17 protein-coding genes are annotated in these 23,223 nt (G+C 67.7%); 6 read left to right on the top strand and 11 right to left on the bottom strand.

What is annotated here, in order from left to right:
- Positions 1-44: 44 nt before the first annotated feature.
- On the top strand, positions 45-188 hold the full coding sequence (locus OV287_RS20950) for a hypothetical protein (protein ID WP_267535808.1): 144 nt from the start codon (positions 45-47) through the stop codon (positions 186-188).
- Between the two features lie 42 nt (positions 189-230).
- Here OV287_RS20950 and OV287_RS20955 read toward each other — a convergent pair whose 3' ends face one another.
- From OV287_RS20955 to OV287_RS20965, 3 genes are read right to left on the bottom strand one after another with little or no spacing between them, the layout of a single operon-like run.
- Positions 231-1,061, bottom strand: a complete 831-nt coding sequence (locus OV287_RS20955) for a hypothetical protein (RefSeq protein WP_267535809.1) — start codon at positions 1,059-1,061, stop codon at positions 231-233.
- Positions 1,062-1,075: 14 nt separating this feature from the next.
- Positions 1,076-4,105 carry a CehA/McbA family metallohydrolase gene (locus OV287_RS20960; protein ID WP_267535810.1) on the bottom strand — a complete coding sequence of 1,010 codons (3,030 nt, stop codon included), beginning with the start codon at positions 4,103-4,105 and terminating at the stop codon, positions 1,076-1,078.
- 14 nt (positions 4,106-4,119) lie between these two features.
- Positions 4,120-5,202 carry a hypothetical protein gene (locus OV287_RS20965; protein ID WP_267535811.1) on the bottom strand — a complete coding sequence of 361 codons (1,083 nt, stop codon included), beginning with the start codon at positions 5,200-5,202 and terminating at the stop codon, positions 4,120-4,122.
- Between the two features lie 75 nt (positions 5,203-5,277).
- On the opposite strand from OV287_RS20965, the gene OV287_RS20970 reads away from it, so the two are divergent.
- Positions 5,278-6,417: an acyl-CoA dehydrogenase family protein gene (locus tag OV287_RS20970; RefSeq protein WP_267535812.1), complete on the top strand. Its 1,140-nt coding sequence runs from the start codon at positions 5,278-5,280 to the stop codon at positions 6,415-6,417.
- An 86-nt stretch (positions 6,418-6,503) separates the two neighbouring features.
- Here OV287_RS20970 and OV287_RS20975 read toward each other — a convergent pair whose 3' ends face one another.
- The 3 genes from OV287_RS20975 to OV287_RS20985 all read right to left on the bottom strand — a co-directional run bounded on the left by OV287_RS20975 (position 6,504) and on the right by OV287_RS20985 (position 13,236).
- On the bottom strand, positions 6,504-12,284 hold the full coding sequence (locus OV287_RS20975) for an ATP-binding sensor histidine kinase (RefSeq protein WP_267535813.1): 5,781 nt from the start codon (positions 12,282-12,284) through the stop codon (positions 6,504-6,506).
- Positions 12,285-12,464: 180 nt separating this feature from the next.
- Positions 12,465-12,752 (bottom strand): hypothetical protein, encoded by a 288-nt coding sequence (locus tag OV287_RS20980; RefSeq protein ID WP_267535814.1) that lies wholly within the window; start codon positions 12,750-12,752, stop codon positions 12,465-12,467.
- A 76-nt stretch (positions 12,753-12,828) separates the two neighbouring features.
- The gene (locus tag OV287_RS20985) at positions 12,829-13,236 is read right to left on the bottom strand and encodes a hypothetical protein (protein ID WP_267535815.1); all 408 of its coding nucleotides are present in this window, start codon (positions 13,234-13,236) and stop codon (positions 12,829-12,831) included.
- Positions 13,237-13,308: 72 nt separating this feature from the next.
- On the opposite strand from OV287_RS20985, the gene OV287_RS20990 reads away from it, so the two are divergent.
- On the top strand, positions 13,309-13,956 hold the full coding sequence (locus OV287_RS20990; RefSeq protein ID WP_267535816.1) for an SAM-dependent methyltransferase: 648 nt from the start codon (positions 13,309-13,311) through the stop codon (positions 13,954-13,956).
- Between the two features lie 48 nt (positions 13,957-14,004).
- On the top strand, positions 14,005-14,211 hold the full coding sequence (locus tag OV287_RS20995) for a hypothetical protein (RefSeq protein ID WP_267535817.1): 207 nt from the start codon (positions 14,005-14,007) through the stop codon (positions 14,209-14,211).
- Positions 14,212-14,236: 25 nt separating this feature from the next.
- Here OV287_RS20995 and OV287_RS21000 read toward each other — a convergent pair whose 3' ends face one another.
- The 4 genes from OV287_RS21000 to OV287_RS21015 are packed head-to-tail and all read right to left on the bottom strand — an operon-like array spanning position 14,237 to position 16,926.
- Positions 14,237-14,386, bottom strand: coding sequence for a hypothetical protein (locus OV287_RS21000; RefSeq protein ID WP_267535818.1), 150 nt, complete (start codon positions 14,384-14,386; stop codon positions 14,237-14,239).
- A 24-nt stretch (positions 14,387-14,410) separates the two neighbouring features.
- Positions 14,411-15,103, bottom strand: a complete 693-nt coding sequence (locus OV287_RS21005; protein ID WP_267535819.1) for an SOS response-associated peptidase — start codon at positions 15,101-15,103, stop codon at positions 14,411-14,413.
- A 39-nt stretch (positions 15,104-15,142) separates the two neighbouring features.
- Positions 15,143-16,039: a type VI immunity family protein gene (locus OV287_RS21010; RefSeq protein WP_267535820.1), complete on the bottom strand. Its 897-nt coding sequence runs from the start codon at positions 16,037-16,039 to the stop codon at positions 15,143-15,145.
- Positions 16,036-16,926, bottom strand: a complete 891-nt coding sequence (locus tag OV287_RS21015) for a hypothetical protein (protein WP_267535821.1) — start codon at positions 16,924-16,926, stop codon at positions 16,036-16,038. The genes OV287_RS21010 and OV287_RS21015 overlap by 4 nt, the downstream gene beginning before the upstream one ends.
- A gap of 68 nt (positions 16,927-16,994) precedes the next feature.
- On the opposite strand from OV287_RS21015, the gene OV287_RS21020 reads away from it, so the two are divergent.
- Positions 16,995-22,520 carry an alpha-2-macroglobulin family protein gene (locus OV287_RS21020; RefSeq protein WP_267535822.1) on the top strand — a complete coding sequence of 1,842 codons (5,526 nt, stop codon included), beginning with the start codon at positions 16,995-16,997 and terminating at the stop codon, positions 22,518-22,520.
- A complete protein-coding gene (locus tag OV287_RS21025; protein WP_267535823.1) occupies positions 22,499-23,059 on the top strand; it encodes an alpha-2-macroglobulin family protein in 561 nt (186 codons plus the stop codon). The genes OV287_RS21020 and OV287_RS21025 overlap by 22 nt, the downstream gene beginning before the upstream one ends.
- On the opposite strand, the gene OV287_RS21030 is transcribed toward OV287_RS21025, so the two are convergent.
- A complete protein-coding gene (locus tag OV287_RS21030) occupies positions 23,052-23,213 on the bottom strand; it encodes a hypothetical protein (RefSeq protein ID WP_267535824.1) in 162 nt (53 codons plus the stop codon). The genes OV287_RS21025 and OV287_RS21030 overlap by 8 nt on opposite strands.
- Positions 23,214-23,223 lie beyond the last annotated feature (10 nt).

Here is a 23,223-nt window from a genome sequence, read left to right on the forward strand (position 1 = left end):
GCGTCGAGCGAGCAAGCGGAGCGCGGGAACGAGGAGGGGGCTGCATGGAGACCTGGGCTGACACGAGTCCCGCCGCTGGAATTCCTCTCCGGAGCGGGCGGGGCGTTGCCCGCCAGCAGGGTGTGCCGGAGATGAAGGCGCGTGTGCTGGACATGTCCAGCACGTCGGGAATTACGGCGGACGGGTAGCCGAGCGTACCTCAGGTGGGACGCCCGGCCTCCCGCAAACCACTACATGCGGTACGTGAGCTTCAGCCCGCCAATGGCGAGGGCTCGCTCGGCACCCAGCAAGGGCAGGCTGGCGCCCAGCTCCGCGCCAAAGTGCTCGCCCGCGCGGAAGCGCAGCCCGATGGCCGGCGCCACGTAGTCGAGCACGGCCCGGTGGCCGAAGTGCACGTTGGCATCGAGCACGGCCGCGAAGCCGCTGCAGAGCGCGTACTCGGTACCCACGTTCATCAGGAAGCCGGCGCGGGGCAGTGCGGCCCCAGCCCCCAGGGCGGTGGACACATCCACACCCGCGTACCCGTGCACCTCGAAGCGGTTCGTGGGCCGGTACAGCATGGCGGCGCCCACCTCACCGCCCAGCGTGCGCGTCCTCGGGCTCGCGAAGGACGTAGGTAGCTCCAGCCGCGCACTGGGGGAGAGCACGAAGGACCCACGCGTCAGCGCCATCCAGGTGCCGCCAACGGTGAGCTGCCCCAGGTGCATCGTGGTGCCGGTGAGGGTGGCGTTCTGGACGAACTGGAAGCGCAGCGCCTCCAGCGTGGCGAACACCTCCAGGTCCGGGCGCACGGCGTAGCTGCCGGAGAGGAGGCCCGCCCCGGTGACGGCGCCGTAGAAGTTCTCCGTCTCGATGATGGCGCCACCCTGGACGCCGAAGCCCACCTCGGTGCGAGGGCAGGCACGGCGGCCGGTGGCGACGTCGGCGGACTGGAAGCCGAAGGTGATGGGGCCCTCGGCGAGCGCGGGGGAAATCCACTGCTCACACCCGCCCTCCGCACGAGCGGTGGCGGGCAGCAGCAGCAGGACGGCGAGCGCGGAGAGCAGTCGGGACATGTTCACGGTGTGCCCTCGATTCACTTGGCGGCCACGCCGGGGGCATCGAAGCGTCCGTTGCCATTCCGGTCGAGGAGGAAGGGGTTGGTGAAGGACATGGGGTAGCCGCCGGTGACCACCTGGGAGAAGTGGAACTGCGAGCTCGCCTCGCTGGTGGGCGGGGTGGGGGTGCGCAGCGGGCCGTAGTTGGAGCCCTCGGCGATGTCGGCGCGGTCCACCTTGCCGTCGCCGTTGTTGTCGCTCGTGTCGGGGATGCCATCCGGCTTGTCGCCACCGGGGCCGCCGAAGTCAGCGGCGAGCGGCAGGCGGGCGCCGGCCTCCACCACGAGCCAGGCATCACCGCTGACGCCGGTGAGCAGCTCGGAGAGCGCCAGGCTGTTGTCGTAGCGCACGAGCTCGGCGACTCCCTCGGGGCCGAGTGGATCCGTCGGGTGCGAGAGCTCCGTGCTGCCAATCGTCTTCACGACGGTGCCGTTGACGACGATGCGCACCTCCTCCACGGGCACCCAGGGGGCGGCGGAGACCCTGATGTGGAGCTTCGCGTCGGCCGGGGGCGACAGCGGGGAGAAGCCGAAGCGGCGGCGCCCGCTCGCGGTGTCCACGGTGGCCTCGATGACGGGGCCGTTGGTGCCGAAGGAGTCACCAGCCTTCAGGGCCTTGTTGAAGACGTTGGTGTCGAACGAGGTGCCGGGGGTGGTGTTGGCGTAGACGATGTTGCGCGGCACGCCCGCGGTGTTGTCGGTGAGGCTGTGCGAGTCGCTGTTGGCGGTGCCCGCGGCGAGCTGACCCTGGCTCAGCGTGTAGAACCAGAAGGCGCGGTAGGGCAGCAGCATGTCGTTCTGCGTGCCGTTCATTACTTCCTGGGCGTGCTGGCCGTTGTTGGCGAAGCCACCCTTGGGCGTGCGCACGTACATGCCGGAGCTGGTGCCGTCATCGCGCGAGGGCAGGTTCTTCGTCGTGTCGAGCGCGAGCGCGCGCGGGTAGCCCAGGTCGCGGCCGAACTCGGCGTCGGACCACGGGTGGTTGAGCTGCACCAGGAGCTGGTCGCGCAGGGAAGCCGGGGCGCTGTCCTTCACGCGGTCGAACAGCTCACCGGGCTCGACGAGCTCGTCCGCCGGAGCGCCGTTGCGCGGCTTCGTCGGGTCGTACTCGAGCGGCCAGAAGTTGTAGTGGCCCACCACCAGGGGCAGGGTGGAGCCGGGGCGCTTCATCCAGAGGATGTGGCCGGTGGTCTCCAGGCCCACCACGGCGCTCATCTTGTTCTGCAGGCCCAGACGGCGCACCACCTGGCCATAGTCGTAGATGATGTCGTGGTCGGTGGAGACGATGACGTCCAGGTCCGTGGCGGCGAAGGACAGCACGCGGTCCTCGTCGGGGATGGAGCTGTCGAAGCTGGCGGCGCCGTGCACGTGCAGGTCCGCGCCTACGGTACCGAGCGGCTGGAGTGCCAGCTTGTGCAGCACCAGTTCCACGGTGGTGTTCTGGGCGCCGAGCGTCACCGTCTCGCGATCGATGGTCCAGAAGGGGCCCTTGAAGGCGTAGACGTAGAAGGTGCCCGCGGGGGCGTCCACGGTGGCGGTGCCGTTGTGGACGAGGAAGCGGTTGCACGCGGGCGAGGGGCCCGGAGGCGGACCCAGCCAGGGCGCGCAGGTGCCGAAGCGGCCGTGCAGCGTGCCCTCCGTGTCCTTCTGGGTGGTGGCGTTCACGGGGACGAGGAAGACCTCGGCGTTGAGGCCAACACCACTGATCCAATCCACCACATTCACGGTGAGCCGGGAGTGGGTGGACACGGCGAGCGTTCCCACGTCGGTGTCCGCCTTCACGTTGTCGAGCTGCCGGTCGGCCACCTTGCGGCCGAAGGCATGCAGCTCCACCACATAGTCGCGGCCGGCGGGCACGCGGGCCTGGAAGCGGCCCTCCTTGTCGGGCGTCACCTGGGTCCACGGCACGCGGGTGCTCGGGTCGGCGGAGAGCTCGCCCTCGCTGATGATGACGCTGGCCTCGCGGCCCGTACCCACCGGCGCCCCGTTCCGGGTCACCATGCCACTGAGCGTCACGTACTTCTCACCGTGCAGCTTCTGCCGAGCCTCCAGGGCCAGGTCCGCGGCGGCGGCCACATCCCCGCGCTCGGACACAGCGAGGAAGCGCTCGAAGACGAGGTAGTCGCGCGGCTGCACCACGGTGCGCGGCAGGCCCGAGGAGGAGATCTGATCGCTCTGGAAGCCCTCGAGCAGGTTCGCCTCGCCGCAGGCCACGTGGGCGTAGCTGGAGGCCGGGTCCGAGGCCATGGCGGCCGTCAGGTACGGGAACTTCTTGAAGGCGTCCCCGATGGTGAGGAGGCTGAAGGACGGATGCTGGTAGCCCGAGCCCTCCGAGGGAGTGAAGGGCAGGGCCTCGCGGCCGCTCCAGTAGAAGCCGTCCGACAGGGCCCACAGCTGCGGGTCCACGGCGGTGTTGAGGACCTCGGTGCGCACGCGGATGCCAGGCTCGCACGGGCGCATCTCGTAGAGGGTGTGGATGGGGAACTCGGGCTTGCCGTCGAGCGTGCCGCTGAACTGCACTGCCACGCGGGTGGGGCGCTCGTCGATGATCTTCATCGACGTGTAGTGCGCGGCGTCCCCGGGGAGGATGCCCACCACCTGGAGCACCTGGTTGAGGCCGTCGTTGTTCTTGCCGCGGGCGCTCAGGTCCAGCAGCGAGCCACCGTTGGGATCCAGCAGGTTCGTGTTGCCGATGCCCGCGAGGACGGCCACCGCCCGGTCATTGCTCAGGAGGATGTCGCCGCGGGCGCCGAGGGCGTTGAGGCCGCCGGGCACGGTGTCGGTTCCGGTGCCTGGACCATTGCTTCCAGCGCGCCGGTCCTCGGGGGTGAGGGTGCGTACCTCGAGCATCGAGCCGGAGGCGGCTTCACAGGAGTAGCTCAGTTTCTCGCAGGGGCTGGCGACCCGGCATCCTTCATCGTTGCCGAGGCAGCTCTCCTTCTTGCAGCCGGCGAGCGTGAGCCCGATCAGGGCCAGACTCGCGACCAGGAGGCGGAGGGGGGAGGGCATGGTTGAGGCTTGTATCAACCTCCGGGGTGGTTCCTCCAGTAGCCGAGGCCGTGCGCGGCGTGGCACGCATCGCCGATGAGGTCCAGGTAGAGCTGGTACTGCGCCGCCTTCACGGACTCCATGTCGCGGAAGGCGCCAGCCGCGTCGATTCGACGCACCGCGCCATCGAGCAGCGCACGCGCTTGTTCCACCGCTTGGGCCTGCTCGGGCGTGGGCTTCCAGCCCGTCTCCTCGCGGAAGCGGCCGAGCGTCTCGAGGAAGTGCCCGTAGAACTTCACCATCTGTATGAGCACGGGGAGGCGGTAGGCAGGCGGTGCGGAGGTGAGGGCGGCATCGTACTGGCGGGATTCGGAGGCCAGCCGGTAGACGAGGACGTCCACCTGAGCGTCGAGGCGGGCGCCCCAGGCCTTGCGCACGGCGGGGTGGCGCGCGTGGCTGGCGATGGCCTGGAAGAGGTGGAGCCCTCCACAGGGGTGCGTGTAGATGCCCTGCTTGCGCTTGGGCACCTGGGGCAGCCCGGCCTTCATTCCGGCCATCAGCTCCGCCTGCTCATGCTCGAGCAGAGCGAGCGCCTCATCCATCACCGCGTCGAGGCGGAGCGTCTCTCCCGCGCTGTTGGTGAAGGTGGCGCCAGGAGGCAGGGCGTGGGAGAGGGCATCGAGCGTCCAGGCGCCATGCGGCGACAGGGCCGCGTCGCGGCGGAAGTCGCGCTTCAAGTCCTCCACGAGCGCACCGAGGGTGACGGGCCCCCAGTTCGCGCGGAAGGACTGGGAGGTCGGATACCCGGCGAGCAGCAGGGTCTTCACCAGGAGGTTGGGGTGGGGCTCCACGGGCGTGCCGTCGGCGGCGAAGGCGTCAAAGCGGAGGTCCGTGTCCTCGCGGCGGAGGAAGTCCGAAACGATGAGGTCCGAGGCGCGGCGACCATCGCGGGCCTTGAAGGCGCGGCCCTCCAGGGCGATGCCGTGAGCGAGCGCCCAGGGGTTCTTCGGATCCGCGGCCCATGTACGGCATTGCGTGCGGAGCACCTCCTCGGCCGAGGGGCGTGCGGCCGGTGTAGCCGACAGGAGCGCGAGCAACGCCAGGGTGACAGAAGTCATGAGTGTCCTTGTCCGCGAGGACGACCCTTGTACTATTGACTCCCTAATCAATCACCCCGAGGAGCCACAGCGACCATGCTGAACCCGTTTACCGAGGAGCATGAGGCCTTCCGCAAGACGGTGCGTACGTTCGTGGAGAAGGAGATGACGCCGCACGCCCTGGAGTGGGACCGGGCGGGCATCTTTCCCCGGGAGCTATTCAAGAAGTGCGGCGAGCTGGGCTTCTTCGGCATCAACCATGATCCGAAGTACGGCGGCAGCGGGCTGGACTACTGGTACGTGACGGCCTTCACCGAGGAGCTGACGCGCAGCCGCAACGCGGGCGTGAACATGGCGATGCTGGTGCAGAGCCAGATGGCCACGCCGATCATCAACGAGATCGGTACGGACGAGCAGAAGCGCGAGTTCCTCGCGCCGGCGCTGGCGGGCGAGAAGATCGCCGCGCTGGGCGTGAGCGAGCCGGGAGCGGGCTCGGACGTAGCGAGCATGCAGACGACGGCGCGCATCGACGGGGATGACTACGTCATCAACGGCTCGAAGATGTGGATTACGAACGGCACGCGAGCGGACTTCATCACGCTGGCCGTGCGTACGGGCGGGCCGGGGTACGGGGGCATCTCGCTGGTGACGTTCCCCACGGACGTGAAGGGCTTCTCGGTGTCGAAGAAGCTCGACAAGGTGGGCAACCTGTCCTCGGACACGGCGATCCTCTTCTTCGAGGACTGCCGGATTCCGCGCCGCTACGTGCTGGGGGAGGAGAACCAGGGCTTCTACCACATCATGACGAACTTCCAGGGCGAGCGCCTGGTGGGAGCGCTGTCGGCCGTGGGGGGGATGGAGCGGATGATTGAAGACGCGCTCGCGTACGGGAAGGAGCGGCAGGCGTTCGGCAAGCCGCTGCTGGGCTTCCAGGTGTGGAGGCACAAGCTGGTGGAGCACATGGCGGCCATCGAGGCGGCCAAGCGGCTGACGTACCACGCGGTGGCGCTCTTCGACGCGAAGGAGAACCCGGTGCGGGAGATCTCCATGGCGAAGCTGTTCGCGGGAGACCTGGCGCAGCGGGTGGCCTACGACGTCCAGCAGTTCTTCGGAGGCATGGGCTACATCGAGGAGACACACATCGCGCGGGCCTGGCGCGACATCCGGCTCATCACCATCGGCGGCGGTACCTCCGAGGTGATGAAGGAGATCCTCTCGAAGATGTCCGGCTTTTGAGCAGCACTCAGCTTTCACCCGTGTATGACCCCTCTCCCTTTGGGAGAGGGCTGGGGTGAGGGACACATCTCCTCGGTAGCAGGCACCTACGGGCTCGAGGCGGAGGCCCTGTCCTTGGCCGCATGGTGCTCCGGCGCGATGGAGGGAGGCCCGGAGCAGGGCAGCTCCACCGTCAGGGTGGTCCCCACGTCAGGCTTGCTGTCCGCCCGCACCGTGCCTCCGAGCGCGGAGACGATCTCCCGCACGATGTGGAGTCCTAGCCCGAGGCCCCCGTAGTGCTCCACCGAGACCGCCCGCTCGAACCGCTCGAAGACGTGAGGCAGGCGGTCGGGTGCGATGCCGATGCCCTGGTCGCTGACCCTGAGCCGTGCCGTATCTCCCTCGCGGTCGAGCGCGATGTCGATGGGCTTGCCCGCTCCGAACTTGAGGGCATTGGAGAGCAGGTTGGTGGTCACCTGCTCCAGCCGGAGGCGATCCCATCGTCCCACCACGCCTGTCTTGAGATGGAGTGACAGGGAGCTGTTTGCCCGCGTGATCGATTCCCCCATGCGCTCGACGACGTCCTGGATCACCTCCGCCAGCTCCACCCGCTCCAGGTGGAGGTGGATGTGTCCAGTCTGGATGCGCGTGACGTCGAGCAGCTCCTCGATCAACTTCGACAGCCTACGGGTCTGGGCCTCGGCGCTCCGGATTCCCCGGGTCAGGGGTTCCGGTAGCTCGGAGCCGGCGCGCCTCAGGAGCCCCTGCACGGACAGGCGGAGCGAGGTGATGGGGGTGTAGAGCTCATGCGCGGCGACGGACAGGAAGTCGTCGCGCAGTTGGATGGCGTCCTGGGACTCGCCATACAGCCGAGCGTTGTCGATGCTGACGGCGGCCCGGCGAGCCAGCTCCTGCGCCAGGTCCAGCTCTGTCTCCGTGAAGCGGCGCCCCGCCGTCGCCGAAGCGAACATGATGGCGCCGAGCGTCTTTCCCCGAGCGGTGAGTGGAACGATCATTCCTGACCGGACCGAGACCGCGTGAAGGATGTCGAAGAAGCGCTCCTCGCGATAGGGATTGTTCCTTCGCAGGAGTGCATCATCGAGCTCCGAGAAGAGCAGGGGCCGCCCCGTCCGCAGCACGCGGACGAGCGACTCGGGTGTATTCCAGTTGTGGGGATATTCCTCCATGAGCGTGCGCAGGAGGACCTCCTTCGCGGGATCCACATGGGCCACCGTCACCACACGGAGCCTCCCGTCCTTCTCAACGACATCCACCGCGCACCAATCAGCCAGGTAGGGCACCACCGAGCGTGTCACCTTGGCCAGCGTCGTCTCGAAGTCCAGGGACTCGGCCAATATGAGGCTCCACTCGGCGAGGAAGCGGACGGCCTGCTCCGCCCGTCTCCGTTCATCGACCTCGATGCGCAGCCGCTCGAAGAGTTGGCTGTTCTCCAGCGCGATGGCGATCTGCGAGGACAGGAGCCGCAGCACCCGGACCCGCTCCGGAGTGAAGGCCCGGGTGGCGAGGTTGTTCTCCAGGTAGAGCACGCCAATTGTCTTCGGGGGCCGTTGGATGGGCACCGCAAGGGCCGATTTGACGGCGTGCTGGGCCACATAGGGATCGGAGACGAACGCGCCCTGCCAGGCGGCATTGGCCAGGACGAGGGCTTCGCCCGAATCGCAGGCGTGCTCGATGAGCGTGACGGGAACCTGACTCGACTTCCTCAAGGGGGTGCTTCCCAGCGCGACGGGCTCGGAGACCGCGCCCAGGGCTCGCACCATCAGGGTGTCCTTCTCATTGAGCACGAGCGCCCCGCGTTGAGCCCCTGCCGCTTCCAGACACACCGTCATGAGCTTGTCGAGCAGGCGGTCCAACACCACCTCGCTCACGAGGGTGTCCGCGGCCTTCAGGATGCTGAGCATGTCGAGTGCAGAGCCACCCACTGCTCCGCCCGCGGGAGTGAGGTCCGGTGTCTTCCAGTCCACGGACTCGGTGGGCTCCAGCCCCGGGAACTCCTCCTCGAGTGCCGACACCTTGGCCTGCGCGCCCCAGCGGGCATAGCCCTCGATGGCACCCCGCAGATAGACGTGGGCGAGCCGTTTTCCGCCGGCCGTCCGGAAGTAGCGTCCCGCAAGCTCATTGGCCAGGGCCTCGTCTTGGAGGAACTCCTCGCGATGGGCACCCTCGATGGCACTGTCGTAGAGCCGCATGGCCTCCACATGCCGTCCTTCGAGGCGGGCGACCTCGGCGCTGACCAGCTCGTACTTGTGGCGGAAGTTCTCCGGGCAGTTCTCTGCCCAGATGCCGAGCTGGTGTTGGTTGGCGGCGATCTCGGCGAGCAGGTGGCTCTGCTCCTCAGGTGTGGCCTTGGCGCAGCACGCTGCCAGGAGCAACGAGGTGTAGAAGTTGTGCTCGGCGACGAAGAACCATCCCGAGATGGACTCGAGGTGTGCTGCCGCTTCCCGAGACATCTCTCGGGCGTACTCGTAGTCGCCCAGCAGATAGGACACCTGGAGGCGGAGGATCCTGTACAGGGTGATGGTCGCGAAGAGGTTCCGGTTCGAGGCGAGGAAGGTTGCTTCGTTGAACTCGTCATCCTCAAAACGGGTCCGCTCCCGCGCCCGGTCCTGCAGGCACCGGATGGCCTGGCGGAGCGCGAGGAGTGAATCCACCATCCTGTGGACACTGCGCTTACGGAAGAAGGTGAGGCCGGATTCGAGCTCGGAGAGCATGAGGGAGAAGCTGGTCCCCATCGCGAACAGGATGTAAGCCGTTATCGATACCGCGTAGTCGGCGAACTGGAGATCGCCGCTCGCAAGCCCGGCGGCGAAGGCCTGCCGGCTGAGGGGCAGATCGGTTCGAAGCGGCGCCCTCCAATGGTTCACACTCACCGCGAACGCGATGAGCGTCCTGCTGCGTTGCCGTGGATCGTCATACCGCAGGCTCAGCTCCACCCCCAGACGGCCGAAGGCATGGCCGGACGCGTAGTCGCCCAGGCGTAAACCCAGACGCATCCCATACAAGGCATACGAGGAGGCGGCGTAGAGCGTGTTGCCATGTTTCAAGGTGAGATTGATGACGCGGATGTTGATGAAGGCGAACAGGGTGGGGTCAACGAAGAAGGAGACCGTGATGAGCTCCGACAGGAGCCGCATGCAGGCGAGCTGCTCCGGGTCTTTCATCTGGGGGGCCTCGAGGAGCTCCTCGAACGAACGGCCGCGCAGATTCTCCTTCACCGCTGCCAACTCGGCCGTGAAGGCCTGGGGGAGGTCCGTCTCCCCTGGCAGCTCGATGCCTAACAACCGCAGCCCCTCTCGTCCACACTGGAGTGCCTCCGGGAAGGCCCGCCTCATCACGCAGGCGAGCAGCCAGAGGGTGTAGAGGTCCGCCTTCTCGATGCGCGACCTGGCCTGGGTCAACGCGGAGGTGATGAGCTTCTCGGAAAGCTCCTGAGCGTCCGTGATGTAGGCGCACTCCGTGGCCTCGCGATGAAGGCGGAAGGTCAGCTCGTAGTGCGACCGCCACGCGTCCGGAGGAAGGAAGCCGATGCCGCGGGTCAGGTATCCCAGCGCGGAGCGGAACGCCGAAGAGGTCTTGGCCTTGCGGCCGGCCTGGAGGTTGAGTCGGGCCAGCTCCAGCCGCTCCGCCGCGTTCGTCACCAGCTCCGCGCCCAGGTTGAGCTGGTCAGCCACCTCGAAGAGCCGCTCGTCGAGCGTGTGTTCGCAGGTGCTTCGCAGCAGGCGCCCCGCCTCGAGGTGGAGCCGCTTCTTGTGTCTCTCGGGAAGGAGGGAGTACGCGGCCTGCTGGATGCGGTCGTGTGCGAAACGGTAGATGGCGGTGTGTTCCAGGTGCTCCGTGGGGGCCTGCCCGTCGGAGCATGGGGGCAGTGAGCCCTTGTTCTCGGGAACGAGGAGTCCCTCCTGGATGCTGCTCCAGAGTGCCGCGGCGGTCTCACCCACGGACATCCGCATCAACGTGGCAAGCAACTGGAGATCCACCCGATTGCCCAGGCAGGCCGCGACCGTCAGGAGGCTCTGGGTTCGCTCGGGGAGCCGGCGGATGGTCAAGAGCATGAGCTCGAGCACGTTCTCGGTCACGCTCACCTGTTCCATCCGGGCGAGATCCCAATTCCACAGGCCGCGCTCGACGTCGAAGTGCAACAGGCCGGACTGATGGAGGTAGCGCAGGAACTGGGTGACGAAGAGGGGATTGCCCGCTGTCTTTCTCAGCACGAGCTCGGCCAGGGGCTGGACCTGCTCGGGCTCGCGGCGAAGGGTGTCGTGACAGAGGTCCGTGAGCGCTTCGAGGTCCAGCGGAGCGAGCCCGATGATCCGGAGGGCTGCTCTCCCTTCCCGGAGGGCCGCGAGTGTGCGAGCGACAGGATGTTCCGGTTCGATGGCCTCGGGCCTGGAGGCACCCACGAGCAGTACGTGCTGGGATTCCGGATCCACGGCCAGGTGCTGGAAGAGTGAGAGCGAGGCGGGATCGGCCCACTGGAGGTCATCCAGGAACAGCACGAGGGGGGCCTCGGGTGAGGCGATGGTTCGGATGAAGGATTGGAACGTCAGATGAAAGCGGGTCTCGGCCTCGCTCGCCCCAAGCTCCGGCACGGGAGGTTGTTTGCCGATCAGCTGCTCCAACTGCGGGAGGACCTCGAGGATGACGCTGCCATGGGCTCCCACTGCATCCAGCAGCCGGCGCCGCCATAGGTCCCGGAGGTTGGCCGGTTCATTCAGCAGTTCGCGGATGAGGCCGTGGAAGGCGTCCACCAGGGGCGCATAGGGCACGTTGCGCTGAAGCTGGTCGAACTTGCCGGAGAGAAACCATCCCGCGCGCCCGAGGCGTTGGCGCAGCGTGTGGACGAGTGATGACTTCCCGATGCCCGCCACCCCTACGACGAGCACGCACTCACTGGGACCGTGCTGGACTCTCTCCAGGGCGGCTCCGAGCTTCGCCTGCTCGTGCTCTCGCCCGTAGAGGTGTTCCGGGAGGGGGAGCTGTCGGGCCAGATCGAGCCGGCCGAGCTCGAAGGACTCGAGCTTGCCTGAGACCCGCTTCCGTTTCTGGAGCTCCTGGAGATCGGCGAGGAGGGACTCGGCGCTCTGGTAGCGGTCCTCGGGCATCTTGGCGAGCAGCTTCAGCACCAGGTCCGAGAGGATCTCCGGGACCTTGGAGTTGGCGTGGACCGGAGGAAGGGGAGGCCTCGCCAGATGGGCGTGCACGAGCTCGACGGGGTCCGGCGACGTGAATGGCGGTAGGCCCGTGAGCATCTCGTAGAACGTGGCGCCCAGGGAGTAGAGGTCGGCGCGGTGATCCACGAGGCGGTCCATCCGTCCCGTCTGCTCCGGCGAGATATAGGGCAGCGTGAGCTCGAGCTCTCCGAGGAGGTTCGCCGCATGGGAGAGCCCGGCGACCTTGGTGGCGATGTCGAAGTCGATCACCGTCACGCGGTGCTCCCGCCCGGCCAGGATGATGTTGGAGGGGTTGAGATCCCGGTGGATGATGTTCCGCCCGTGAATCTCCGCGAGGATCGTCGCGAGCTGGAGGGCCAGCTCCAGGAAGGTGTCGGGATCGACCGGGTTGCGTTTCAGCCACTCCCGCAGGTCTCGAGGTCCGGCATCCTCGAGGACGAGCGCAACGGTCTCCGCCATCGTCTCCAGGCCCAGCGGCCGCACCACTCCCGCGACTCCTGCATCCTCCAGCTCCCGCAGCAGCTCGAACTCGTGGCGGAGCATCGCGGCGCTGGTGGGAGCGAGGGCGCCCAGCCGGGCCTGCTTGAGGATTCGGGAGACTCCCTCTTCCGTCCATACCCGAGACACGACGTACCGGCGCCCGCGGTAGATCTCCTGCGAGCCCTGAGAGTCCTCGTTGGTCGGATGCAGCGCCATGCAACCCCCCAAGGGCGGGAGTTGCCTGACGCTCGCTCTCCCCTTCAGCGGCGCGAGGATTCTGCTGGCCGGCTTCGTCCGGGCTCCCGCTCTCTGCTGAACATTTGGTTGGAGGGTCGGGAGGGGAAGTGTTCCTGCCCGCTCGCCGCGCACGGGACGGAGCGCTCGGGTGCGCGTCCGTTACTTCTTCTTGAAGAGGGCCTCGGCGGCGGAGAGCGCCGTGCTCAGGCTCTCCTTCGCGTGCAGGCCGCCCTCGCCAATCTGGAAGAGCTCACAGAAGTTGGCCTCGTCCTTGTCCGAGGGCACCTCGGCGAAGGGCTCCTTGCACTGCTTGGCCACCGTCACGTCGAAGTGGCGGCAGTTGCGGCAGGAGTGCACTTCCTCGCCGCAGTGGGGGCAGGTGTCCCGCCGTCCCACCTGGTTGCCCACGATGTCGAGTTTGCCTCCGCAGTGCGCGCAGCCCGGCATGCTCCACCTCCCATTCTGGGGTGAGGAGTGCATAGCAGCGCGCTCCACGTACCGCGAGCCCCTGCTGGGAGCCACCTCAGGGACGCGAGGGCCGGATGGCGGCACCCAGGGAGACCGGCTCAGCGGCCTTTGCCGCCTCCAGCTCCTGGCTGGCCTCCTCCAGCTCGCCATCCAGGCGGCGCAGCAGGCTCAGCACCCAGGCGCAGGCCGCCGCTGCCACCGCGAACAGGATGCCCAGCTCCTGTCCGCGCTGCCACAGGTGGGCCCGCTCCAGCACCACGCGGCGCTTGGCGAACGTCTCCAACTGCTGGGTGGCCAGGGTGTCGTTGAAGCTCTGGGCGAACTCGGTCGCCTGGGCCTTGCTTCTCTCCAGCAGCCAGTCCGACTCCGAGCGCAGCTGCTCCGCGCGGTACCAACACCCCACCGCGCAGGCCGCCGCCAGCAGGGAGACGCACACCGCCGTCGTCACGCTGAACAGTCGCATGCCCCCTCCGGTCCGCCGTTTCACGGGTCCTCGACACCCGTCGCCGCTTCGGCTTCCCGAAGACAGTAGCCGATGGTAGGGAGCCCCTTCGCCATGGGCAAGCCCTACCGTCCGAAAGACCACTATTTCAAGAAAGCCAAGCAAGAAGGGCTGAGGGCCCGTTCCGCCTTCAAGGTGGATGAGATCCTCAAGCGCTACCCCTTCTTGAAGAAGGGCGCCTCCGTGCTCGACCTGGGGGCCGCGCCTGGGGGCTTCCTGCAGATATTGGCCGACGCGGTGGGCCCCAACGGCCGGGTCATCGGGGTGGACATCGTCGCCATCCGGCCCTTCTCGCAGCAGAACGTGAAGACGGCGGTGCTGGACGTGCTGGCCGACGACTTCGACGCGAAGCTGAGCGCGCTGTACGACGGGCCCTATGACGCGGTCATCTCGGACATGGCGCCCAAGACGAGCGGCATCCGCACCACCGACGAGGCCCGGAGCCTGCGGTTGGCGCGCAAGGCGCTCGAGCTGGCCGTCACCCGGGGCCGTCCGGGCTCGGCCTTCGTGGCCAAGCTCTTCATGGGAGGCGAGTTCGAGGAGTTCCGCGACGAGGTGCGCGCCAGCTTCGAGGACGTGAAGCTGGTGCGTCCCGAGGCTACGCGTGGTGCCAGCATGGAGGTGTACGTGGTGGGCCTGCGCCGCAAGGCCCCGTCCGCCCCGACCCCCGTGGCGCCGTGACGGGTCTCGGCCTACACTGACGCACGGTGAACCCCGGGAGGTAGGCCCATGTCAGACTCCAAGCCGACACGTGGAAACCCGTCGCGCAAGGCGCTCACGGCGCTCGACGGCAACGACGAGTTCAGCGTCTTCTCGGTGGCGCCCGAGGCCCAGCGGCCGCCCGTGGCGCTCGAGCAGGACACCCAGGGCCGTCCCGAGGACACCGCCGTCTCGTTCTCGGTGGTGCGCTTCTTCCGGAAGATCTTCGGCGACTAGGGCCGGGCCACCGCCCGAGCGTCCGTCAGTCGTAATTGTCGCTCGAGTCGTAGTCTGAGATTTGGGTCGGGTTGTCGGTGGGCTCGCCGAAGAGCCACTTGTAGAGGCCCCAGAGGACGCCCGTGGCAGCGCCGCCCGCGAGGATGAGCAGGAAGACTTTGCTCCCATCCGTCATGAAGGGCGCTCCGGTGTTGGGGTGTCAGGACAGGAGCATGGGCTGACTGGCCACGCGCTCCACACAGGCGGCGACATCGTTCGTCGGCGAGTTCACCACGCGCGCCACCTCCCAGGCCTCGAGGGGCTCGTCCTCGTTGGGCACGAGCAGGGGTTGGAGAACTGAGGACTCCTGGGGCTCGGGGCGCAGCCAAAGCTCTTGGGCCTCGTGGGGGAGGATGACGGGCATCCGGTCATGGATGGGTGCCATGAGCTGGCTGGGGCCGGTGGTGATGACGGTGCAGGTGCGCAGCACCTCGCCGGTGTCCGGGGCGGTCCACTCTTCCCAGAGTCCAGCGAAGGCCATGGGCCGGCCGTCCTTGCGGTGGAAGTAGTAGGGCGTCTTGGGCTTCGTGCTCTGCTTCCATTCGAACCAGCCGTCCACGAGCACCAGGCAGCGCCGACGCTTGAGGGCGGAGCGGAAGCTGGGCTTCTCGGCCACCGTCTCGCCGCGGGCGTTGATGAGCTTGCTGCCGATGGAGGCCTCCTTGGCCCAGGAGGGGATGAGGCCCCAGCGGTAGGCGTCCAGCATGCGCTCGCCGTCGTTGATGACCACGGGCATGAGCTGGGTAGGGGCGAGGTTGTAGCGGGGGCGCTCGAGAGCGGTTCGGACGCCGGTGAGGGCGAACTCACGGGCGATCGCCAGGGCGGGGGTCTGGATGGTGACGCGGCCACACATGGGACGCAGTATGCCCCGTGAAGGAGGAGGCGGCGAGTGTCAGTCCAGGAAGCGGCGCTCCCACCGCAGCAGGGTCTCCTGGGAGACGTGGCCCAGGTGGAGCCATGGCTCCAGAACGTGCGCCAGCTCACGGTAGGCCGGCAGGGTGTGACCCTGCTCCATGTCTCCAGCCTCCGGCCATTCCCCCAGCGTCACCACGGCTCGCTCCGCGCCGAGCTCCTGCACGGAGGTGCCGGGAGAACGAAGGCGGGCGCGTAGGTTCCCGGTGCCCCCCAACGCCCCCAGCACGGGCTGGCTCAGGAAGTTCAGCCAATGCACCCCATTGACCTGGGTGCCGATGACCAATGAGGTGAAGAGCACTCCCGGAATGTCCAGGCCGGGGTAGCGGAAGGAGAAGTCGCGGATGGCATCGAGGACGCCGAGGAAGCTCTCCGGGAAATTGAAGCAGAGCCCGGCATGGCCGGTGTTGAAGGGCAGCTCCGCCGCCAACTCCAGCGCCAACGCTCGTACCCGGTCCGATCCGTGCTCCTCCAGGTACTCCGTGGGGAGGAGGAATGACACCGCACTCGCCGCGTCTGTTTCGCACACCTCGAGCAGATGGCTTTGATAAAGGAATTCATACCCTGTGGTGGCATTGGGTAATTCTCGCAGCCAGATCGAGGTGGCGGGTTCCTCGAGCATCTGCCGTTGGATGTATGCCCAACCTTTGTCATCGAGCTCATCCCAGTCGCCGCTATACGGGTCGGCGTACCAGCCAAGGCATTGCGGCCCTACCGCACGGCGGTAGACCTCCAGGGCGCGCATGACGTCCCGCACTACCTCTTGATGAGAGCTCTTCATGTAGAAGGTGATGCTCACGCTCTCGCGGATGAGCAGGGAGTGACTTGCTCCGGCGATTTTCTCGATACGGATGCGCGGGTAGTGAGCACTCGTCATTTGATTCCCGTGGGAGTGGCGAGGGAGACATCCTTTTTCTCCAGGCGAAGCGCTTCCTGGTACATCTGTCCCTGGTTTTTCGGGTGATGGGGCTGTCCGGGGCCGTATCTTCCCCAAGAGGGATCATTGTTGTGAGGGCAGGGAAACTTGAGATCGTAGACGCGTTGGACCTGATTCGGATTTCCCGGTGCATGAAGGACGATATCGGGAACCAGTGCTCCCCAGAGCTTGCTTTTCAGCCCGAGCTGCAACCATTCCATCACCTGCTTGGGATCGATCCACTGCCACTGTCCCGTGTTTGGTTCCTTCTGGTAGGTCGGCTCCACGCTGACATATTCCGCGAAGCCTTCCGCGAGCGCAGCCCGAACGCAGTCGAGTGCCAGCTTGTGCTTCCTGGCGCCGAGCTCCATGGCTCGCGTCACCTCCTGGTTCCCTTCCCGGCGGACCACTTTCTTGCACTGTTCCCGAGTAGGTTCCTGCCCCTGAAGTTCCTCATCCTCCTTGTTGGCCTGCTCATTCGCTTCCCGGGCGCACCGGACCAGGTGGCTCTCGACGAGTTTGATCTCCGCGTCCGCCAGCATCATTGCCACGGTGGACGCGCTGCGAGCCGTGCTCACGGTGCGCGACAGCCACGGGATGATGGCCTCTTCGCCCGGTGAGGTGGTGTAGCAGGCGGGATTGCGCAGGCAGCCATTCGTCGCTGAGTCCGTGGTCTGCGCATAGTGGCCGGGGGCGGTGTGGCGAGCCGTCTCGATGGAACTCAGCCCCAGGGAGGTCTCCGTGACGCACCCTGCCAGCAGCGCGAGAACGAACAGACCCGGCAGGGCAAGGACGGGTGATGGTTGCCTCTGGCCTTGGACGTACGGGCCGATGGGGCGGGTGGGCATGGCGCGAGTTTCTCCTCAATGACAGCTTCACGAAGAATCTCGACAACATCCAGAGCAGGCTCTACGCCATGGTCATGTCGCCACTCCCGGGCCCCCGAACACTCGCCGCCCTCCTGACGCTCCTCGCCCTGGTGCTTGCTGTCCCGGTCGCCCGGGCGCAGCCACCTGTGCCCTCGTGGGAGGACATCGACGCGTTGGTGAAGGAGGAGAAGTTCCAGGCCGCCATTCAGGGCGCCGAGGCGCGGCTGGCACAAGCCCGCGAGCGCGGGAATGAGGACGAGTGGGCTCGGGCGCTCCTTCTCGTGGTGCAACTCCGCATGGGGCAGGGGGAAGTCGAGACGTCGGTGCGTTTCCTCCGGGAGCAGCCCTGGCCCAACGGTCTGCTGCCGCGCACCGCGCTCAACCTCCATTACGCGGGCACACTCATCTCCTATGTCGGGGAGAACAGGGGAGAGGTGCGGCGGCGCGAGCAGGTGGTCTCCGGTGGGTTGGTGGACCTGAAGCTGTGGACGGAGGAGCAGATCTATACGGAGGTCCGGCGTGCGCTCGCGGAGGCGTGGAAGGAGCGGGAGCGGCTGGGCGCGGAGAAGGTGGGCGTGCTCGCGGGCTTCCTCGCGCCGAACACCTATCCCCCGGGCATCCGCGACACGCTGCGCGACGCGGTGAGCTACTTCTGGGTGGAGCTGCTGGCGGACCAGGACCAATGGGGCGAGGGACAGGTGGATGCCGTGTACCGCCTGGACCTGGACGAGCTGCTGACGGGGACGCCACAGGTGGACCTGGTCGATCCATCGGTGCATCCGTTGCGCAAGCTGGCCGCTGTGCTGGGCGACCTGGAGGCCTGGCACCTCGCGGCGGGTCGGCGCGAGGCGGCGCTGGAGGCTCATCTGCATCGTGCGCAGATGCTCTTCTACGCCTTCCAGGCGGAGGAGGATGATGCCCGCATCCGCCGTCACGTGGCCGAGCACCTCGAGGGATACCGGGACGTACCGTGGTGGGCGATGGGGCAGGGGTGGCTGGCGGAGACCGAACAGAGTGCGAATCGGCTGGTGCGTGCGCATGCCCTGGCGAAGGCGGGTGCGGAGGCCTTCCCGGAGAGCCTCGGTGGCAAGCGGTGCGCCCGGCTGGTGAAGCGGTTCGAGGCGCCGGAGTTCTCGCTCTCGAGCATGCGCTCCGATGGGGCTCGCAAGCGCTCCCTCCTGGTGGTTCACCAGAACGTGCCCCGGCTGCACTTCCGCGCCTACTCGTACGACTTGGAGTCGCGGCTCGCCACGGGGAACCTGTACGACGGGCTCGCGGAGGACAACGAGGACGAGCAAGGGCCCCTGCGCCGCATCCTCGAGCGCGAGCGGCCCGTGGCGTCCTGGAGTGAAGTGCTTCCGGGAACGCCAGACTTTCGCGAGCACCAGACCTTCGTGGTGCCGCCGCTGACGGAGCCGGGCAGCTATCTCATCCTGGCCTCGGCGCACGAGGATTTCCGGGAGGCGGACAACCGCGTGGCCGCGACCCTGATGACGGTGACGCCCTGGGTCTTCGTCAGGCGGGACGGCCCCGGGTCACGGGTGGAGGTGCGGGTGATGGAGGGCGAGACCGGCCAGCCCGTGGCGGGCGTGGAGGTGCGGATGGTGCAGTCGGCTCGCGTGAACCGAGTGCTGCGGTCCCTGAAGACAGACGCCCAGGGCGAGGCCGTGTTCGAGAGCATCCCTGGGCGGGGGCTCGTGGAGGCCTTCATCGCCGTGGGCCGGGGGCGGCGGCTGTTGCTCGATCCGGACATGTTCTACACCTTCGGAGGCAGAGCCGCGCTGGATGAAGAGGAGCAGCAGACGCAGGTGCTCGTCTACACGGACCGTTCCGTGTATCGCCCACTTCAGAAGGTGCAGTGGAAGGTGGTGGCCTTTCGCGGGAATAAAGAGCAGGCGCGCTACCGGACGCTGCCACGGCAGCGGCTGACGGTGTCCCTGGTGGATGCGGGCTTCCACGTCGTCGAGAAGCGCGAGGTGAGGACCAACGACTTCGGCTCGGTGGCGGGCGAGTTCCTCCTGCCCGCGGGGAAGCGGCTCGGCCGGTGGCGCGTGGATGTCAGCGCGGGGCGGAACGCAGAGGGCAGCGCGGCCGTGCGCGTGGAGGAGTACAAGCGGCCCACCTTCGAGGTGACGCTGAAGGACTCGGAGGGAACGCCACGCCTCGATCGTCCGGCCACCTTCCGGGGCGAGGCGCGCTACTTCTTCGGGCTCCCCGTGACGCGCGGCACCGTGCGCTGGCGCGTCCGTCGCGAGCCCGTCTTCCCCTCGTGGTGGCGCCGTGGGGAGTTGCTCTCCCGGGAGCGGGTCCTGGCCAGTGGCACCTCGTCCCTGGCCGAGGACGGCGGATTCCAACTCACCTTCACCCCGGAGTCGGACACGCGGGCCGGCGCCGCACGGGAAGCTTCCTGGCGCTACCGGGTGGAGGCGGACGTGACGGACGAGGGCGGGGAGACGCGCTCGGCAAGCCGTTCCTTCCGGCTCGGTCAGGTGGCTGTGGAGGGGCGTGTGGACATGGACGGGGGGTTCTTCCGAGAGGGAGTGCCCGCGGAGGTGCGGCTGACGCGCTCCAATCTCGATGGGGTGCCGTTGCCTGGAGCGGGAAGGTGGCGGCTGGTAGCGCTGAAGCAGCCCGCTCAGCCGGTGATGCCCTCGGAGTTACCCGCGTCGATGGACCCGGAGCCGCCGGGAGCCGAAGACGAATGGGTGACCACGCCAGGGGATCTCCTGCGGACCCGGTGGGAGAGGGGAGAGACGGACGAGCAGGTGCTCCGGGCGTGGGCGGAGGGTGAGGAACTGAAGAGGGGCTCGGTGACACATGACGCTCAGGGGCTCGCGAGGGTGGCGTTGCCCGCGCTGCGTCCCGGCGCCTACCGGCTGCATTATGAGACGGAGGACGCACTGGGCGAGCGCTTCATCACCTCGCGCGAGGTGCTGGTGGTGGGCGAGCGTGCCCCGATCGCTTTGCCGGCACTGTTGCGGGTCGAGCGCTCCACGGTCAGGGTGGGAGAGGTGGCGCGCGTGCTGGCCTTCTCCGGCTTCGAGGGCCAGCCGTTGTTCCTGGACGTCCTCCAGGACGAGCGGCTCGTACAGCGGTACAGGCTCATCGGAGGAAAGGATCCGGCGGTGCTGGAGCTGCCCGTTACCGAGTCCCTGCGGGGTGGCTTCACGCTGTCGCTGGTGGCGGTGCGGGACTATCAGGTGCTGCGGTTCACGCAGTCGGTGACGGTGCCCTTCGATAACAAGGAACTGCACCTGGAGTTCTCCACCTTCCGCGATCGCCTGCGTCCGGGAGCGAAGGAGACCTGGCGGGTGACGGTGAAGGGACCTCGAGGGGAGAAGGTGGATGCGGGAGCCGCCGAGCTGCTCGCGTACATGTACGATCGGTCGTTGGACGTCTTCGCGTCCCACCAGCCCCCGCGCGTGACGCAGTTCTACCCGCAGCGGTCGCTATATGTGGTGGAGCAGAGCGAAAGCATCGGGCGGTCCACCGACTGGAGGCTCTACGGCCGGGACTTCGGAACAGTGCCGGAATGGAAGCCTCCCAAGGGGGATCTGATCGTGTTCGAGGACGGATACGGCGGCGGGCCCGGGCGGCGCGACATTGTGCTGGGGCTGAGGGTGGGGGCGTTCCTCCTCTTCGCGGGCCTGGGATCAGCGGATGCGGAAGAGGCTGTCCCAACCACGGGCTACTACCGGCGGGAGACCATCTACATCCTCGATGGCCTCTCCAGGGGCGAGCCTGCCTTTGGCATCAATCACTCGGAGGGGGCCGGTTGGGATGCCGAGGTGCAATCGGGCGCGGTGCGCGCCAACTTCGCGGAGACGGCCTTCTGGGTGCCGCAGTTGCTCACGGGAGAGGACGGCTCGGCGGTGCTGGAGTTCACCGTGCCGGACTCGGTGACGGCGTGGAATGTCTGGGTGCACGCGCTGACGAGGGACTTGAAGGGCGGCTCGCTCCAGCGCGAGGCCCGGAGCGTGAAGGAGCTGATGGTACGTCCGTACGTGCCGCGCTTCCTGCGCGAGGGGGACCGTGCGGTGCTGGAGGTGCTGGTGAACAACGCGGGGGAGACCACGCTGGAGGGCTCGCTCGTGCTGGACATCGTGGACTCGGAGACGGACGCGAGCCTGTTGTCGCGCTTCGGCGTGGAGTCGGCGCGTCAGCCCTTCCGGGTGGAGGCAGGGAAGGGGGCGACGGTGCGCTTTCCGCTGACGGCACCGGCGGCGCTGGGGCCGGTCGCCTTCCGGGTGACGGCGAAGGCCGGGGACTTCAGCGATGGAGAGCTGCGCCCGCTACCGGTGTTGCCTGGCCGCATGCACCTGGCGCAGTCACGCTTCGTGGCGCTGCGCGGTGATGAGCGTGAGGAGATGGAGTTCGCGGACCTGCGGCGCGGGGATGATCCAAGCCTGCTCAACGAGCAGCTCGTCGTCACGGTGGATGCGCAGCCCTTCCATGCGGTGCTGGGGGCGCTGCCGTACCTGGTGGACTACCCGTACGAGTGCACGGAGCAGACGCTCAACCGTTTCGTGTCCACGGGCATCGTCTCCAGCCTGTATGGCCGCTACCCGGAGGTGGCGAAGCTGGCGAAGTCGCTGAGCACGCGCCCCACGCGCTTCGAGCCATGGGACGCGGGGGACCCCAACCGGAAGATGTCGCTGGAGGAGTCGCCCTGGCTGGAGGAGTCCCCGGGCGGGAGGGACGAGGAGTCCACGCTGGTGAAGGTGTTGGATCCTCAGGTGGCGAAGGCCGCGCGCGAGGCGGCGCTGGAGAAGCTGCGCCAGGCGCAGACCTCGAGCGGGGCCTTCCCCTGGTGGCCGGGAGGGCCGCCGTCGCCGTACATGACGCTCTACATCCTCCACGGGCTCGCGCGTGCGGCCGAGCACGGGGTGGAGATGGACCGGCGCATGACGACTCAGGCGTGGGCGTACCTGGCGAAACACTTCCGTTCGGACTACGCACAGAAGCTGCAGAAGGAGGGCTGTTGCTGGGAGTTCCTCACCCTCCTCGAGTACGTGGCGTCGAGCTTCCCGGACGCGAGCTACACGGGGAACGCGCTCACCCCCGAGGAGCGTGCGCGCATCCGCGACTACAGCTTCGAGCATTGGCGGGAGCACTCGCCCTATCTGAAGGGCTACCTGGCGCTGGCGCTGAAGCGGGCGGGGCGGGTGCAGGACGCGCGGCGCGTCTTCGAGAGCGTGATGGACTCGGCGAAGACGAGCGAGGAGCTGGGCACGTACTGGGCGCCCGAGGAGCGGAGCTGGCTCTGGTACAACGACACCACGGAGACCCACGCCTTCGCGCTGCGCACGCTGCTGGAGCTGAACCCGAAGGACGAGCGGCGGCACGGGTTGGCGCAATGGCTGCTGCTGGACCGGAAGCTGGGCCACTGGAAGTCCACGAGGGCCACGGCGGAGGCGGTATACGCGCTGGTGAAGTACCTGGAGCGAGAGGGCACGCTGGGCGTGCGTGAGGACGTGAAGGTGACGGCGGGAGGCCGGACGGTGGGGCTCTCCTTTGCTCCGAGGTGTACACGGGGAAGGGGAGCCGGGTGGTGGTGCCGGGGCCGGAGTTGAAGCCGGAGACGGGGAGCACGGTGGTGGTGGAGAAGACGGGGAAGGGGCTCGCGTTCGCCTCGGCCACCTGGCACTTTTCGACGGAGCGGCTGCCGGAGGAAGAGCGGGGGGACTTCTTCCACGTGTCGCGCCGCTACTTCCTCCGGGAGCAGGTGGGGACGAAGACGGTGCTCCGGCCGTTGGAGGAGGGGACTCCGGTGGTGTCGGGGGACGAGGTGGAGGTGCAGCTGTCGCTGCGGACGAAGCACGCGGCGGAGTACGTGCACCTGAGGGACCCGCGAGCAGCGGGACTGGAGCCGATGAGCACGGAGTCCCGGCACCGATACGACCTGGGAATCATCTGGTACGAGGAGCCGAGGGACTCGGGGACGAACTTCTTCTTCGAGTGGCTGCCGGCCGGCGAGTACACCTTCCGTTACCGGCTGAGGGCGAACATGGCGGGCACTTTCCGAGTCGGGCCCGCCACCGTCCAATCCATGTACGCGCCCGAGTTCACGGCGTACTCGAAGGGGGCCGTGCTCACGGTGGGCGTCAGGTAGCCTGGCCGTCCTGGGTGAGGTACTTCAGCAGCTCGTCCTCGTCCTTCGAGATCATCCGGGGGACGCCGTCGTGCCGGGCATGGCGTTGGATCTGCATCTGCCCGGCGGTGCTCCGCACGAGCACGCCGACCTGGAAGACCTGCCTGTCGCTCATGGCGGCAGGA

The organism is Archangium lansingense (assembly GCF_026626635.1).
Lineage (GTDB): Bacteria > Myxococcota > Myxococcia > Myxococcales > Myxococcaceae > Archangium > Archangium lansingense.